At 54.4% G+C, this 13776-nt stretch carries 13 protein-coding genes; 6 read left to right on the forward strand and 7 right to left on the reverse strand.

Annotated features, from left to right (window positions below; all coding sequences use genetic code 11):
• Nucleotides 1–56: 56 nt before the first annotated feature.
• From IM271_RS17265 to IM271_RS17275, 3 genes are all read right to left on the reverse strand, one after another.
• Nucleotides 57–743 carry a response regulator transcription factor gene (locus IM271_RS17265; RefSeq protein WP_041911170.1) on the reverse strand — a complete coding sequence of 229 codons (687 nt, stop codon included), beginning with the start codon at nucleotides 741–743 and terminating at the stop codon, nucleotides 57–59.
• An 84-nt stretch (nucleotides 744–827) separates the two neighbouring features.
• Nucleotides 828–4160 carry an ATP-binding protein gene (locus IM271_RS17270; RefSeq protein WP_193052930.1) on the reverse strand — a complete coding sequence of 1111 codons (3333 nt, stop codon included), beginning with the start codon at nucleotides 4158–4160 and terminating at the stop codon, nucleotides 828–830.
• Nucleotides 4161–4162: 2 nt separating this feature from the next.
• Entirely contained in the window at nucleotides 4163–4759 is a 597-nt protein-coding gene (locus IM271_RS17275) for a response regulator transcription factor (protein WP_192986370.1), read from the reverse strand.
• Between the two features lie 536 nt (nucleotides 4760–5295).
• Between IM271_RS17275 and IM271_RS17280 the strand changes: the two genes are divergently transcribed.
• From IM271_RS17280 to IM271_RS17295, 4 genes are all read left to right on the forward strand, one after another.
• The gene (locus tag IM271_RS17280; protein WP_028015618.1) at nucleotides 5296–6036 is read left to right on the forward strand and encodes a helix-turn-helix domain-containing protein; all 741 of its coding nucleotides are present in this window, start codon (nucleotides 5296–5298) and stop codon (nucleotides 6034–6036) included.
• On the forward strand, nucleotides 6006–6485 hold the full coding sequence (locus IM271_RS17285) for a hypothetical protein (protein ID WP_126296587.1): 480 nt from the start codon (nucleotides 6006–6008) through the stop codon (nucleotides 6483–6485). Before IM271_RS17280 ends, IM271_RS17285 begins: the two co-directional genes overlap by 31 nt.
• 149 nt (nucleotides 6486–6634) lie before the next feature.
• A complete protein-coding gene (locus IM271_RS20285; RefSeq protein ID WP_053087956.1) occupies nucleotides 6635–8236 on the forward strand; it encodes a glycosyl hydrolase family 18 protein in 1602 nt (533 codons plus the stop codon).
• Nucleotides 8237–8299: 63 nt separating this feature from the next.
• On the forward strand, nucleotides 8300–8827 hold the full coding sequence (locus tag IM271_RS17295; RefSeq protein WP_028015621.1) for a cytochrome b: 528 nt from the start codon (nucleotides 8300–8302) through the stop codon (nucleotides 8825–8827).
• Here IM271_RS17295 and IM271_RS17300 read toward each other — a convergent pair.
• On the reverse strand, nucleotides 8790–9986 hold the full coding sequence (locus tag IM271_RS17300; protein ID WP_193052931.1) for a hypothetical protein: 1197 nt from the start codon (nucleotides 9984–9986) through the stop codon (nucleotides 8790–8792). The genes IM271_RS17295 and IM271_RS17300 overlap by 38 nt on opposite strands.
• Nucleotides 9987–10153: 167 nt before the next feature.
• Between IM271_RS17300 and IM271_RS17305 the strand changes: the two genes are divergently transcribed.
• The gene (locus IM271_RS17305; protein WP_120279556.1) at nucleotides 10154–10372 is read left to right on the forward strand and encodes an ANR family transcriptional regulator; all 219 of its coding nucleotides are present in this window, start codon (nucleotides 10154–10156) and stop codon (nucleotides 10370–10372) included.
• Between the two features lie 45 nt (nucleotides 10373–10417).
• Nucleotides 10418–11167, forward strand: coding sequence for an A24 family peptidase (locus IM271_RS17310; protein ID WP_193052932.1), 750 nt, complete (start codon nucleotides 10418–10420; stop codon nucleotides 11165–11167).
• A gap of 117 nt (nucleotides 11168–11284) precedes the next feature.
• Here the strand turns inward: IM271_RS17310 and IM271_RS17315 are convergent, their stop codons facing one another.
• The 3 genes from IM271_RS17315 to IM271_RS17325 all read right to left on the reverse strand — a co-directional run bounded on the left by IM271_RS17315 (nucleotide 11285) and on the right by IM271_RS17325 (nucleotide 13503).
• Entirely contained in the window at nucleotides 11285–11581 is a 297-nt protein-coding gene (locus IM271_RS17315; protein WP_193052933.1) for a hypothetical protein, read from the reverse strand.
• Between the two features lie 83 nt (nucleotides 11582–11664).
• Complete coding sequence (locus IM271_RS17320) at nucleotides 11665–13050, reverse strand: lytic polysaccharide monooxygenase auxiliary activity family 9 protein (RefSeq protein WP_193052934.1); 1386 nt, start codon at nucleotides 13048–13050, stop codon at nucleotides 11665–11667.
• Nucleotides 13051–13065: 15 nt separating this feature from the next.
• Nucleotides 13066–13503, reverse strand: a complete 438-nt coding sequence (locus IM271_RS17325) for a hypothetical protein (RefSeq protein WP_193052935.1) — start codon at nucleotides 13501–13503, stop codon at nucleotides 13066–13068.
• Between the last annotated feature and the right edge of the window lie 273 nt (nucleotides 13504–13776).

Genomic DNA, 13776 nt, shown 5'->3' on the forward strand with positions numbered 1-13776 from the left:
CGACCGTTGAGGCGTACGTTTGCCTCTACCGCCTGTTTACAGGCGGTTTTTTTATGTCAGATAGCAATATCGAACATTTGCGTTTTCGCCAGCAGGCAATAGAGCTGACAGTCGCTGTTTACCCCCAGTTTTTCCATCGCGCGCAGTTTATGGGCGCTGACGGTTTTATTACTCAAATGCAGCTGTCTGGCGATCTCTGTCAGACTCATCCCTTTGCAGAGCATACGCAACACATCAATTTCACGGGGCGAGAGCTCTTGCTCCGTTTGTGCACCGGTCTGGAACAGGGAATGCATCAGCTCGCGCTCAATATAGACTTCCCCATTGATCACCGACGTCAGCGTTCTGCTCAGGGTTTTCTCACAGGTGTCCCGACTAATATAGGCTTTGGCGCCTGCCTCCAGCGACATGCGGATAAGCTGCGTGTTTTTGTAGGGCGAAAGCACAATGATTTTAAGCTGCGGATATTTACGGCTGAGCCATTTAATCAGTAATACGCCGTCCATTCCGTTGAGCGGGTTAACGGTTTGGCTGGTGGCAAGAGAAAAGCCAAGGAACAGAATGTCGACAGGCTGTTGGGATAGCAGTGAAAGCAGCTCAGATGGCGTTGCGGTATCGCCCTGAATGCAAAACTCCGGGCGGGGTGAGCCGTCGCTGAAAAGAGAGGGCATATTAGTGATCATGGATAAGACGCCACGACGGATAATGGTGTGCTCATCGGCAATAGCGATACGGACTTTCATGGTTTCTCCTTCGAAAATGTGGGCGACGGTAGGGATAACGCCGCCGGATGACCAGAAAGATACAGATCCTGTGCAGAGCATTCTTTAGTACTTGTCAGATAATTCCTTCAGTGCGGTATCAAGTTGCTGCAGATTGGCTTCCATGCGCGCGCAGAAACGCGATGTCAGCGCAGGCAGGGCTTCAGTCGTTATGACCCCTGCCGCCAGCATCTCCGGCAACACTTCAATTGTCTGACAGGTGCGGGTGGCGTTGCGCATGGCAAAAAGGCTCCAGGAGGCCTTCAGACGATGCGCGAGCTGGCTTAGCGTTTGCGGTGACGGGGTGTTTTCCCGTAGCTGTCGAATATCAAGGGTAATGGCTTCGCGCATTTGCTGGCGCATCAGGGTCATGATCTCCGGTTGACCGTTGGCCAGACGCCGGAGTTCGCTGAGGTCAGGCCCCTGATTGCGCAGGCTGTATTGCTGCGCCAGCGCCTGATGCAGGGCATTGAGGGAGAGCGGTTTTCGCAATAACGCGTCCATTCCGGCATGTTTTGCCCGATCGTCCTCACTCTGCAGCGCGCTGGCGGTGTAACCGAGAATAGCGGCCGGCGCGGTGATGCTGCCGGCAATATCGCGCAGGAGTATTAACGATGTGAGTTGATAGCCGTCCATGAGGGCCATCTGGCAGTCGGTTATCAGGATATCCACCGGCTCGTTTTCCAGGCGCGCAAGCGCTTCGCCAGCGCTGGCGCAAGGAATAACCTCCTGACCCAGTTCCTGCAGCTGGAGCGCTAACACCGTCAGGTTTGCCGGAAAATCGTCAACGATCATAATGCGATGCGGTGGCAGCGGGGTTATTACAGGTGTCTCATCGGCCGTTGCCGCCGGGCTGGCGACATGAAGCGGTATGCTCACCGTCACCTGCGTACCGCTCCCCGCTTCGCTGGCTATCGTCAGCACGCCTCCCATCAGCTCGACTAACTGGTAACAGATCGCCAGCCCCAGCCCGCTGCTTTGCGGCGTGCTGCTGTCAGTCTGAAACCACGGCTGGCCGAGGTGTGGAAGGGCATCGGCCGGGATACCGATGCCAGTGTCGCGAATCAACAGCTGCAAATGTTCACCGTTGAGCTCGGCGTGAAAAACAATTTCTCCCTGCGGCGTATATTTAATGGCGTTGCCCAACAGATTGGCGATGACCTGATTCAGCCGTGCTTTATCGAACAGGAACCAGCCATCGTGCGGCACGTTCAACTCGCTGCGCCAGTGGAGACCTTTAGCGTTGGCGCTGCTGGCAAAAATCTCCGCGCTGGCGTTAAGCGTCTGCCACAGGGGCCAGGCCTGTGGCTCCAGCCTTAACTCGCCTGCTTCAATGCGCGACAAATCCAGTACGCCGCCAATTACGTCGCGCAATGACCCGGCTGCCTGCCAGGCGATGTTGAGGGACTCGCTTTTGTCGCGCTCCATCTCAAGCAGGCCCAGCATGGCGTTGAGCGGGGTACGAATGTCATGGCTCATGCGGGCGAGGAAGTTCGATTTTTCAGTGCTGGCCTGCTCCGCCTGCGCCAGCGCCTGATTGAGCGCAGCGGTCAGCGCGGCTTTTTCAGTGATATCGATCCAGCCTCCGACCACGCCCTGAGGCCGCCCCCGCGTATCGGTATAGCGGCAAAGCCACCAGTAAAGGGTGGAATTGTTCTGAGTGGTTTCACCCGTTAACGGCGACGCGGCATGGAGCAGCGAGAGGCGATGCGGCAACGTAAACTGTTGGGCAAGCTCGCCCAAAGGCAGGCTGAAAAAGGGGGCGCCCTCTTCGGGCAGTGCCGTGAGTAACGGTGAGTGAATAAAGGAGTCGTTATAGCGCGTCAGCCGCCCGGTCGGATCGCAGACAAACAGCGGCACCGGGACATTGTTCATCAGAGTTTGCCAGAGTGAGAGCGCGTTGTGCAGCTCTGCGGTGTCCCGCTCGCGCTGGCGTCGCTGGCTCTGCGCGGCGCTAAAGGTCATCAGGGCGACGAATGCCGCGCAAATCGCCACCACGGCGAGCATGACCAGCCATAGCGATTGCACCGGGGCGGTGGGTGTAGTCTGTACGGCCTGCGACAGGTTAAGGCTCGCGTAGATATCAGCCTGCGTTACGGACGCCATGACCGCATTCACCCTTTTGGCATCCGCCGGGTCAGAAATATTTGGTACAAACCATAGCGGCACTTCCGGCAGCGCCAGCGGCGTCAGCGACAGATTGCTGGCGTTATGCTGGCGCAGCAGGTGATGGAGTATAAACGCATCGCCCGCAAGCCCGTCCGCGCCTCCGGCTTTGAGCAATTCAAAACCCTGATCGAGCGAGTTAACCAGCACCAGGTTATCCGCAGGTAACGCCTGACGCAGTAACGTGACGAGCGGAGAGATGCGTATGACGGCAATCCGCTTATGCTGTAATGCGGACAAGGAGCCGGAAAGCGGGTTGCTGTCCTCACTGAGCAGGGCCCAGCTCAGTGAGTCAAACGTGATGGCACTCTTTGACGGTGGCGTCGCGCTGGCGACTATGCGCAACGTGTTCTCCGCATACTGAAGCGGGGGCGCATCAAGGTTGAAGGTCAGGCTATACAGGTTGGACGGAAACAGATTGAGCAGCAGATCGCGCCATACCCCCTGAATATGCCCGTCAGGCGTGAGCGTGACCATTGGCGGCGAAATAGCGGGAAGCAAAACGTGCAGCGTGATTTTGGGCGCATTTTCCTTCACGGGGGAATGGCGGGCGTCAAAGACGCTGCCGTCCGGCAAAAGCCACTTTTGTTCCAGCCATTCAGCGTCTTCCGGGTTAAGGGTGTGAATACGCTCGTTGAAGATTTCCAGCGTATTTGCCTGCTCAGGCAGAGCCCAGGCACGAAAATGTAGCGGGGGAGTATCGTCCAGCGGCGTCAGGGTCAGCGTGGTGGCGGGGGAGTGGGTCAGCCAGTTACGTAAAACAAACTCCGGGGCGATGAATTCCCGCGCTTTCCCTGCTGCCAGCTGCCTGACGTTTTCTCCCGGTGAGGCTGAACCCGTCGCAGAGCAGCGGGTCGCGACCTCTGACGGTAATTCCGGAAAGCACAGTGTACCGCCGCGGCCCTCTTTTATGCTCAGGGACGCCAGCGGGAAAGCGAACATTGGCTCGCTGGCGACCAGATCGGCTGCAGGACGCTGGGCGGCAATTAACACATCGATGCGCTTTCGCTTCAACGCATCCAGCGCCGTTGCCGGGTCGCTAAAACGCTGGACCTCCGGCAGCGTCGTATTGCTAAACAATATGCTGAGTTCATCATCCAGAATGCCCGGCGGCCGATCGATAGCGAGAAAAGGCGGCGCGGCGCTCAGCAGGCCCACGCGCAGCGTGCCAGCCGCCGCGTGCCCGCTTATCAGCATGAGGATAAATAATGTCGCCAGCCAGCCTCTGCGCATGCTCAGCTAACCAGCCCCAGACTTTGCGCGCACTGGAGCAGCTCGAAATCATTCCTGGCGTTGAGTTTGCTCATGGCACTCTTTTTTTGCGTACTGATGGTCTGCTTCGTCCGGTTAAGCTGGGCGCTGATCTCGTTCACGGTGAAACCGCGCACCAGCAGGCGAAGCACTTCTGTTTCCCGTTCGGTCAACTGTGCCTGAGGCTTCACCGGTTCGATTTGCCCCCGCAGGGTGCTGCGCAGCGTCTGCAGCAGATTGTTGGACAAACTGGCTTTGTTGAGAACGGCATGCACCCCGCAGCGCCGCAGCGAGTCCAGAAGCTCAGGATTAGTGATCATGGTGACCACCACAATCATGCTCTGCGGATAATGGCGAATCAGCGAGCGGATCATGGTTAATCCGTCCGGGCTGCGCGTGCCGGGCATACTCAGGTCGGTGATGATGATATCGACAGGCTCGCTCGCCAGTTTATTCATGAGTTCATCAGCACTGAGCGCTTCGTGAACGACCCGATAAAGGTCCGGGCGCGTCTGCAGCAATGTGCGCAAGCCTAATAAATAGACAGGGTGGTCGTCGGCAATCAGAACTGTTTTTAGCATGACATCCGGTCCGGCAAGGAAAAGACAGGTGTTCACCGCACATCTTAGCGAATGGCGCTTTAGCATCACTCTTACAGTGTAGAGCAGAGTGAGGTGAAAAAGAGTAGCTAAAAAGTGGTGGGCTGTATAGTTGCTGGGGGGCATCAGCCGATCCTGATGGAAAACCGAAAGGTAAAGTAACGACGTTTTCACATTCTATGATAGAGATTTTTTCCGGAGCAGCTGAATGGTTTGTTATTTATCGCGAAATAGCGGCATGGCGGACGATATTTCTCAGGTACGGAAAGGAATTCCTTATTGTTCAGGTTGAATATCAGGTATTACTCAGGCGTTACTCAGAATAAACTTTCTGAAATCATGAATTGGTTGTGGAAAAATCAGGACGGGAAATAGCGCAAAGAGCGAAGGTACTATCATTTATAAGGATATGTTGTTAATTTGTGCCTGAATTAGATAACAGACATGTAACTGTTAATCCCTGCGCTTTTTCGTCATAACAATGTAAACGCTGTAATTTTATTATCCAGGACCTACCCGTGAATAACGAAGAAATCTCTCTTTCAGCGTCAGTAACGTTCGTACCGGAAAAATCATCTCTGGCAACCGTGGATCATGGTGATATACATCTGACGCCCAACGAGCGTCGTTTGCTGGAGTTGATCCTCAGCGGCAAATGTAAAAAAGAGACCATATTTGAAGAGATCTGGCTTAACCAGGGCATGATTGTTAGTGAATCCAGCTATCACCAGCTTATAAAAATGCTCCGCCGCAAGCTGCAAAATGCCGGCCTGCCGGGCTCGATCATTAAAACCATTCCCCGTTATGGTGTAGTACTGGCACCCTGCGAAACGCAGGACAGTGAGGTCGCTTGCCCGCCGCCAGAAGAGCCTGATAACGCGTCTTGTCCCACTCCCGTCGATTGCCCGTCGTTGCCTGCTATCACGGCGGAGCCAATGAAAACTCCCCCACGTCAATACGGGGCTCTGCTGGCGGCGCTGTGCAGCTTGTTGATTATCCTTCCAACGCTGGTGGTGGTCTGCACGGCGGACACGCCGCAGGCGTTTCAGGAAAATATCTACGTAGATGGCGTCATGTTTCATCTCTCTTCGCTGCGCAGTGTCGATCGGCAGGCGCTGGCGAGAAAGCGGCATGCCCTGCCGGCGGGCATCAATAACGTGTACATCGCGTCGAACGGTCCAAAAGTGTTCGTTGCGCAATGTGAAGGCGAACTATCTCAGGAGGGAAAATGCGGTTACGAATACTATTCGTCATATTGATGGTTTGCATCAGCGTTTCGCTGGGTGGCGCGCTGGCTTACCTGACCAGCAACTACCTGGAGAGCAGAAAAGTGCCCGCCGAGCCCTGCAGCAGCGTCATACGTAATGGTAAATTTATTGATGAAAGCCTGCAGCATTACCAGTTTAATGGTGTGATCACCTGGTGGCCTAAACTCCACAGGCTAACGCTATTTGGTGTAAAAACCGATGAGGCCGGTAACCGGGTATTCAACCGAACCCTGCAGTTAAAATCGGTGACACAGAAGGGAAATGTCATCAATGGCCGGGTGGCAGAATTAAAAATTGCCGTTGGCGATCAGCTGCCGGAGAAGACCTTTCTGATAAGTGAAGATGGTCAGTATATTAACCTGTTATTCAAGCCGATTAATAAAGATAGCTGGCTGATGAAAATTAATGATAACTGGGTAGCAATGTGTGAGTATAAATAATCCCACGATAATTTTATTATAAGACATATCCAGGCTGACGAGTTTTTAAATCTGCTGCTGCAGTGAGCTGTTCTCCTGTTTTCAGGAAGATGAATATCCTATCTTGCGGGACAGGATTTCATTATTAAACCTGGAGCAGGATATCTCCCATGTTAAAGAAAAATAAAATATCTCTGAGCGCTATCGCCGCAGGCCTGGCGTTAAGCGGAATGCTGGTCAGCACGTTTAGCCATGCGGCCGCAACCGACGCCGCCTCACAGATGCCGGATATCAGTCAGAAAAAAATTCTCGTAGGTTATTGGCACAACTGGGGAATTAACCCGGAAGAGATAGACAAAGCGCGCGGCTATCAGGGAGGTTTACCTTCTGATATGTCGCTGCGTGAAGTGCCGAGAGGCTACAACGTCGTCAACGTCTCCTTCATGAAAGTTATGGACGGCCAGAGCGGGAATATTCCCACCTTCAAACCCTACAACGCGAGCGATGAGGAGTTCCGCGCTCAGGTTGCAGAGCTGAACGAGCAGGGGCGCGCGGTGTTGATTTCACTGGGCGGCGCTGACGCGCACATTGCACTGAACAAAGACCAGACTGAGGCGTTCGCGGCGGAGATTATTCGCCTGACCGATCGCTATGGTTTTGATGGTCTTGATATCGATCTGGAGCAGACGGCCATTACCGCTGCTGAAAACAGTACGGTGATCCCGGCGGCACTGAAAATGGTGCGCGACCATTATCAGCAGCAGGGCAAACACTTCATCATCAGCATGGCGCCAGAGTTCCCCTATCTCCAGGCCGATCGCGGGGTGAACTACAAAGCCTACCTGCAAAATCTTGAGGGCGTGTATGACTTTATCGCTCCACAGTATTACAACCAGGCGGGCGACGGCGTGAATATGATGACGCAGGAGGAGAAGGACGAAGTCGGTGAATGGTGGCTGCCGCAGGAATGGGGGAAGGGCTATAGCGACCGTCAAAAAGAGCTTTTCCTTTACTATCTCACCGACAGCCTGGCAAACGGGACGCGCGGTTATGTGAAGATCCCGGCGAACAAGCTGGTGATTGGTCTCCCGGCCAATGCGGATGCGGCAGGAACCGGCTATGTGCGAGACGCGCAGAGTGTCTTTAACGCACTTTCGCGACTGGAAGCGAAAAATGAAGCGGTAAAAGGGCTCATGACCTGGTCAGTGAACTGGGACAATGGCAACACTAAAAATGGTCAACATTACGGCTATGAATTTCTGAACCGCTACCAGAGCATCCTTGACGGCAGTCTGCCGGATGGGGGCGACGAAACGGATACTCAGGCGCCAACACAGGTGCAGGGCGTGCAGGCCACGCTGAAGGGGCAGGATGTTTCGCTCAGCTGGCTGCCAGCTAAGGATAATACGGGCGTGGCGGGGTATGCCATCTGGCGCGGTCTGGAAAAGATCGGTGATACCCATGAACTCAACTTTACCGACACCCAAACCCAGCCTGGCATGAGCTATCGCTATACGGTCATCGCCTATGATGCAGCCAACAACTTCGCTACGCCGAGCCAGCCGGTCAACGTTACCGTGCCCGATAATGACGATGGCGGAGGCGAAGAGGGCGGCCAGGGCGGCGACGTTACCCCATTCACGCCGGGCAAACTCTATGCCGTAGGGGATAAAGTGCTCTATGAGGGCAACGTTTACCGCTGTCAGATTGGCCATACAGGTGCCAGCCATTGGTCGCCGGATCGGGCCCGCAACTTGTGGGTAGCTGAATAACCTCTTTTTTAAACAGCATGGCTTCGCAGGGAGCCGTGCTTTTTGTTTTACAGGACAACGACTATGCAAACTTCTCTGGTTATTGCCAAACGTTACGATCGGTTTTCTCGCCTTCTGCACTGGGTGGTCGCAGCCGTCATTATCTACGCGATGTGCATGGGCTATATTCTGCACGCGCTGGAAGGAACCCGCTGGTTTACCTTCTTCTCCGTGCTGAATATGTCGCTGGGTACCATCGCCACGCCCATCATGATGGTGCGCTTCGTCTGGCGTTTCTTCCGCCCTTCGGTGCCCTATCCGGCAACGGTAGCCGGACGTAAAAAACAGCTGGTGGTATTTATTCATGAGCTGTTTTATCTGACCATTATGGTGGTGCTGGTTAGCGGTTTTCTGATGCTGCAAAAAGACTACAACCTGTTTGGTCTGGTGCCGGTTTCCCGCCCGATTGCCATCGCCGAAGTGAATGCGTTTTTCTTCCAGGTGCATCGCTATAGCTGCATTCTGCTGGGTGTAATTCTGCTTGGGCATGTCGCGGCGGTGTTGAAGTACACCTTTAGCGGGCAGCGGGAGATTCTGCAGCGGATGCTGTGAGAAAGAGGCTCACTCCCCCCATCAGATGCGCGGTGTTGCCGATCCTGTGAAACAGCACTATCCCGCGCATCTGCCTTCCGTGCAGCGTTTGCAGAACAACTTCCCGGGCAAAGCTGCTTTCACGTTGCTGTGAGTACCAGGCGCGAAAACCGGGCAGGAACGGCGTATCGCAGTGTGCGTCCAGTAGCGTCAGGGTGCTCAGCGTCTTTTCCTCATCAGGGAACAGCGCTTCCGTACTGCCTTGCCAGTAGATCTCCTCCTCTGGCATCGAGAGGCGAAACACGACGCAAGAACCCGTCTGCGACAGGCGAATAATGATGGCACTGGTGCTGGCCGCGAGCGCCTGTTGCTGTTGGATCCAGCGGCGGTACTGATATAAGCAGTTGGCAAAAATCGCCGAAAATACCAGGTACCACTGCGCCTGCCAGATTGCGGGGATGAGATCGGGCGTTAGCGTGTAAAAAATCCCTTCCCGCTGCTGGGTCGCCAGCACCACAATCAGGTATTGAATAAGCAGCAGAGCGCCAACGCCGCGCCCGGAGAGCGCAAACACGCTCAGTAAAACCACCGTCGTTTGCACCAGCAGCAGGTTTAGCCCCTGCCAGAGCGGTGGCAGGAAAAAGTACCCCGTCATCAGCACCAGGGTATTCGCGGCAAGGAGCAGAGCTTCCCGCCCGTTAAACCGCGGGTGCGACGGCATTTTGCTCTCACGCAGCAGCGGCAGAATGGCGAGAATGCCGGTTAATGCCGCCAGCACCCAGGAAAAAAAATGCAGAGGCGCAATCGGATACCCTGAGAGTAACAGCGCCAGATTAAGCAGCAGGCTGCCGCAAAAAATGCTGAAGATTAACTGCAGGGGGTAGATCAGTTCACCAATAATCGGCCTGCGCGCAAAACGCAGCGCAGGCAGTTGCGCATTCAGACGAAAGACGGCGACGCACAGTGGAAATATCGCGACGTCGAAGAGGGCGAACAGGCACGCCAGCGTGAGCGGGCGGCCTATCCAGACGCCAGCAAACACATGCAGCAAGCCCGCGGTAGCCAGCCACAGCGGCCACTCTCGCGGGGCCGTCAGCCATAACGCGGCGAAAAGCAACGGCGCCGGGAGCCAGAGCGTGGTGGAGAGGCTCCAGCTATCCCGCGTATGAAAGCTCAGCAATGCCAGCAGGATATAGAGACCCGAAAAGGCCAGCCAGCGGATAATATTGGTAATCAGCGTTGTTCTCCCACTGAGGCATTCAGCGTTATTCAGGTATTTATCATTTTAAGCTCAATTATTTTATCGTCGCTATTGATACGCTGGGATTTTTTCTAAAGGGCTTAACGATGGACTGGCAAAGCGACAAACGCGATCCTGCTACCCTGTGGTTTTCACTTTCTTCACGAGCGGCAGAACATGAACAGGGAAAGGAGTGGCATATCGCGGCATTATTGTGGAAAGAAGCGGCACAGTATGCAAAAACGCATCTGAATATTGAATGGGCGAACTTGCGCGGAGACTTTTGTACTTTACGTGCAAACAGGCTGCCTAAATATAACGAGTAGTCTCTGCTATTATCGGAGATTGCATGTCCCTTAGAGTGTGGAACCATGGTTGAGAGTGTAATACTCGTTTTTAGCGTTTTTCTGGGTGCCATTATCGGCAGTTTTTGCAATGTCATCATTTATCGGCTCCCCTTGATTCTCCACGGTGAAGCACTCTCTTTATCGTGGCCTGCTTCCCACTGCCCACGCTGTAAACACCCCATTAAATTTCGCCACAATGTTCCTCTGATGGGCTGGCTGCTGCTGCGCGGGCGCTGCGCCAGCTGTGGTCAGGCGATATCGTGGCGCTATCCGCTGGTTGAAGGGCTTATGGCGCTGCTGTACGGGGTGATTATCTGGCAGCAGGGCGTCACGCCGCAGAGCCTGTTCGACCTGCTGGCGGTGACGTTTTTGCTGCCGCTGCTGTTTATTGACCTGCGCACCATGCTCCTGCCCGACCGTCTGACGCTCCCGCTGCTGGCGATGTCTCTGACGTTTGCCGTCAGCGGCTATAGCCGGGTGGAGCCAACGCAGGCACTAATCGCCGCTCTGCTGGGATTTGGCGTGCCCTGGACCCTCTCTTTGCTGTTCCGTTTGTTGCGCGGCCATGAAGGGATGGGGATGGGGGATATGAAACTGCTGGCGGCGATCGGGGCGTGGCTTGGCCCGCTGGCGCTGCTGGATGTTTTTGTTGCCTCGACCCTGCTGGCGCTGATCGCGGCGCTGATTCTGTTGCGGATCAAGCCCGGTCAACCGTTTCCTTTCGGCCCGTATCCGATTATTGCCGCAATAGGGTGGGTGATCTTATACCGATAAAAAAGCGCCGGAACGAAGGGGCGATTTCCGGCGCAAAAATGATAACGAAAATGTAGGCGGGGAATAATAATGTCTGGCGCGGGTCAGTTAAGACCCGGCCAGAGTTAACTCACAGTATTATTTGCACTCTTTAGGCATGTTGGCGGCACCTTCTTTTTTCCAGACGCCCCACTCACCATCGGAACCAGGCTTAACGCCTCGGGTTTCCCAGCTGTTCAGCCAGATGTTGCCCTCATAGCTCACTTTTTCACAAGGTGTCTTGTAAGTCTTGCTGTGATCCCAGGCTTTTACATTGGTTTGCGCCGGGCGCAGCTTGATCACCTTCGTTGCCGTGGAGACTTTACCGGTATCAGGCGCCGTCACTTTCACCTGCAGCGTCACGTCCACATTGTCGGTATACGGATGTTTACCCATGAGGTTGGTGCTGAAGTTATTTGGTGACGAGATCTGAATCTTATCGGCGTGATTCAGTGCGGACCATTCAACTTTTGACCCCTTTAAGGAATCGTTGTTTTTGGACACGACGGCGGCAGCAATAATGTCACTGCCAACGATAGTGTCCTGTTGTTGCCCGTATTGATCTGCACATCTGAAGCCTGCTGCGCTTCCTTCACGGTCACCGTGATAACTTCAGAGTCGACTTTGCCATTTTTGGCCGTCACCGTCAGGCGATAGGTCACTTTACCGATTTTGCCGGGTTTAATCAGCGCACGGGCTTTCGCCGCATGGACAGTTGAAACCCATTCACCGCCATCGGCGACCTGCAAAGCACCGATATCCTGACCAGAGACGATAGTCCATTGATATTTTTCAGCATTCACGCTTGCGGAACCGTTAAGGTCATAACCACGGGAACCGCTGTTGCTGGTCACGGTGAAGTCTTTTCCCGGCTTCGCCTCCGGTGCCGTGCTATCCGCTTCAGCTTTGGCATTCAGGGTGACGGTTTTTGAATCACTCACGTTTTTATCATTGGTGACGGTCAGCTTCACGTTAACGGTAAAATCGCTCTCAGGTTTAGCCTTCAGGCGAATGCTGGCTTTAGCACTGGTACTGTTTTCCAGAATGACCTTATCGGCATTGCTGGTGACGGCCCAGCTGTACTTCAGCTCTTTCCCCGTTGAGGCGCTACCGTCCAGCGACAGCGTGCTGGTTGACAGGTTATGACTGGAAGGCGTGACGCTGGCTACCGGTTTGGTAATGACTTCACCGCCGAAATCGACGTCGACCATCTGATAAAATGCGTTATCGGTATCACGCACGCGCCACACGGCATAAATTTTCTGCTTACCTTCACGCTCCGGTACGTTGCAGGTGTGGGTTTCGAAGCCTGTCGGGATCGAAATATCGGCTGATGGGTTGCCTGGCGCGTAGGTATACACCTTGTGGCAGAAAGGCGTATCTTCAAACATCGCTCTGGTCAGGCGCGTATCCGCTCCCGGAACTGACTGCCAGTCCGGCTTGGTGATGTAGTAGGTAAAATAGGTGGTGCGGTGCTTAGCCGGTAAATGCCATTTAAACTGGTGCGGACCCGCAGACATCGCGTTGTTGTAGGTATTCTGCTTTTCGTCATCAAGCTTGCTGAAGGCGGGAGTTGCCGTTGAACCACCGCTTGCCAGTTTTCCATCCGGCGGGAACTGGAACAGCTGTTCGTTAGCGATCGGGGTTGGGCTCATATCGTTGCCTGCCGGGAGCTTCGGTGCCTCCACGGCGTCAGCAGGCCAGACGTTACTGTGTTCACCCTTATCATTCATCGGCGGGAAATGAATCACCGAACGGGATTTTGGTTCAAAAAGATAGCCGTGCGACAGTGCGCTCCCGGAGTACATGCCAATCAAGGCCACGGCCAGAGCCGACGTAAGCTTATTCATCTTGAGGAGTTTCAAAATAATCTTCCCTAATTAATTGAAGGACACTTCTACGTGAGTGAGGGGATTGTTCCCTTTGGCATACACCTTATTCGACTGCGTTTCATCGGGCGTGATCTCGCCGTTGCTGTGCTTGAAACCGGCATGCAGTTCGGGGTGCTGCTGGTTGATCGCCTGGGCGAGGACATAGGACCAGTGGTTCTCTTCGCCAGCAAGGATGGTGACGCGGGTTTCCAGGGCGGGCAGTTCGGTTGCGTCGTTAAAGAAGCGCGCACGAATCGTTTGCCCCTCAACCACCTTCACTTTTGCACCGTTGACGGCGCGTTCCAGTGAGCCAAGTTCTTTCATGCAGTTTTGGTGACCCTGTTCGCAGTTTGCTGCTGGCGAGGTCGTGGCGGCGTTGGCTGAAACGCTGACGCCCGCCCCTGCCAGTAACGAGGCAAGGACAAAAGCAGATCCTGTTAATTTCATAAGTTCCCTTATTGATGACTAAATAATAACCAAAGGTAAATCTCACCTGCGGCGCAGGTAAAAAAGGCGTTATTACCGTGTGATAACAGGGACAAATAGTACCGGGAGGAGACAACTGGCTTGAATAAGAGACTTCTCTGCGCCATTAAGAGTCGGGGAGTTTCGGCAGAGAAGAGCGACCGTTCGTGCTGTAAAGAGGGCGGAGCGCGACAGAGTATGAAATAGTACTGCCAATTTCAGTCCTTGACGCGTATTAATAAAATCTGAGCGAGG

Source organism: Enterobacter cloacae complex sp. I3 (genome assembly GCF_014896175.1).
Taxonomy (GTDB): Bacteria; Pseudomonadota; Gammaproteobacteria; order Enterobacterales; family Enterobacteriaceae; genus Enterobacter; species Enterobacter bugandensis.

Bases quoted from the DNA above. Each gene is read 5' to 3' on its own strand.
- IM271_RS17265 (WP_041911170.1), bottom strand. From the start codon at position 743: ATGAAAGTCCGTATCGCTATTGCCGATGAGCACACCATTATCCGTCGT.
- IM271_RS17270 (WP_193052930.1), bottom strand. From the start codon at position 4,160: ATGCGCAGAGGCTGGCTGGCGACATTATTTATCCTCATGCTGATAAGC.
- IM271_RS17275 (WP_192986370.1), bottom strand. From the start codon at position 4,759: ATGCTAAAAACAGTTCTGATTGCCGACGACCACCCTGTCTATTTATTA.
- IM271_RS17285 (WP_126296587.1), top strand. From the start codon at position 6,006: ATGCGGTTACGAATACTATTCGTCATATTGATGGTTTGCATCAGCGTT.
- IM271_RS20285 (WP_053087956.1), top strand. From the start codon at position 6,635: ATGTTAAAGAAAAATAAAATATCTCTGAGCGCTATCGCCGCAGGCCTG.
- IM271_RS17295 (WP_028015621.1), top strand. From the start codon at position 8,300: ATGCAAACTTCTCTGGTTATTGCCAAACGTTACGATCGGTTTTCTCGC.
- IM271_RS17305 (WP_120279556.1), top strand. From the start codon at position 10,154: ATGGACTGGCAAAGCGACAAACGCGATCCTGCTACCCTGTGGTTTTCA.
- IM271_RS17310 (WP_193052932.1), top strand. From the start codon at position 10,418: ATGGTTGAGAGTGTAATACTCGTTTTTAGCGTTTTTCTGGGTGCCATT.
- IM271_RS17315 (WP_193052933.1), bottom strand. From the start codon at position 11,581: ATGGGTAAACATCCGTATACCGACAATGTGGACGTGACGCTGCAGGTG.
- IM271_RS17325 (WP_193052935.1), bottom strand. From the start codon at position 13,503: ATGAAATTAACAGGATCTGCTTTTGTCCTTGCCTCGTTACTGGCAGGG.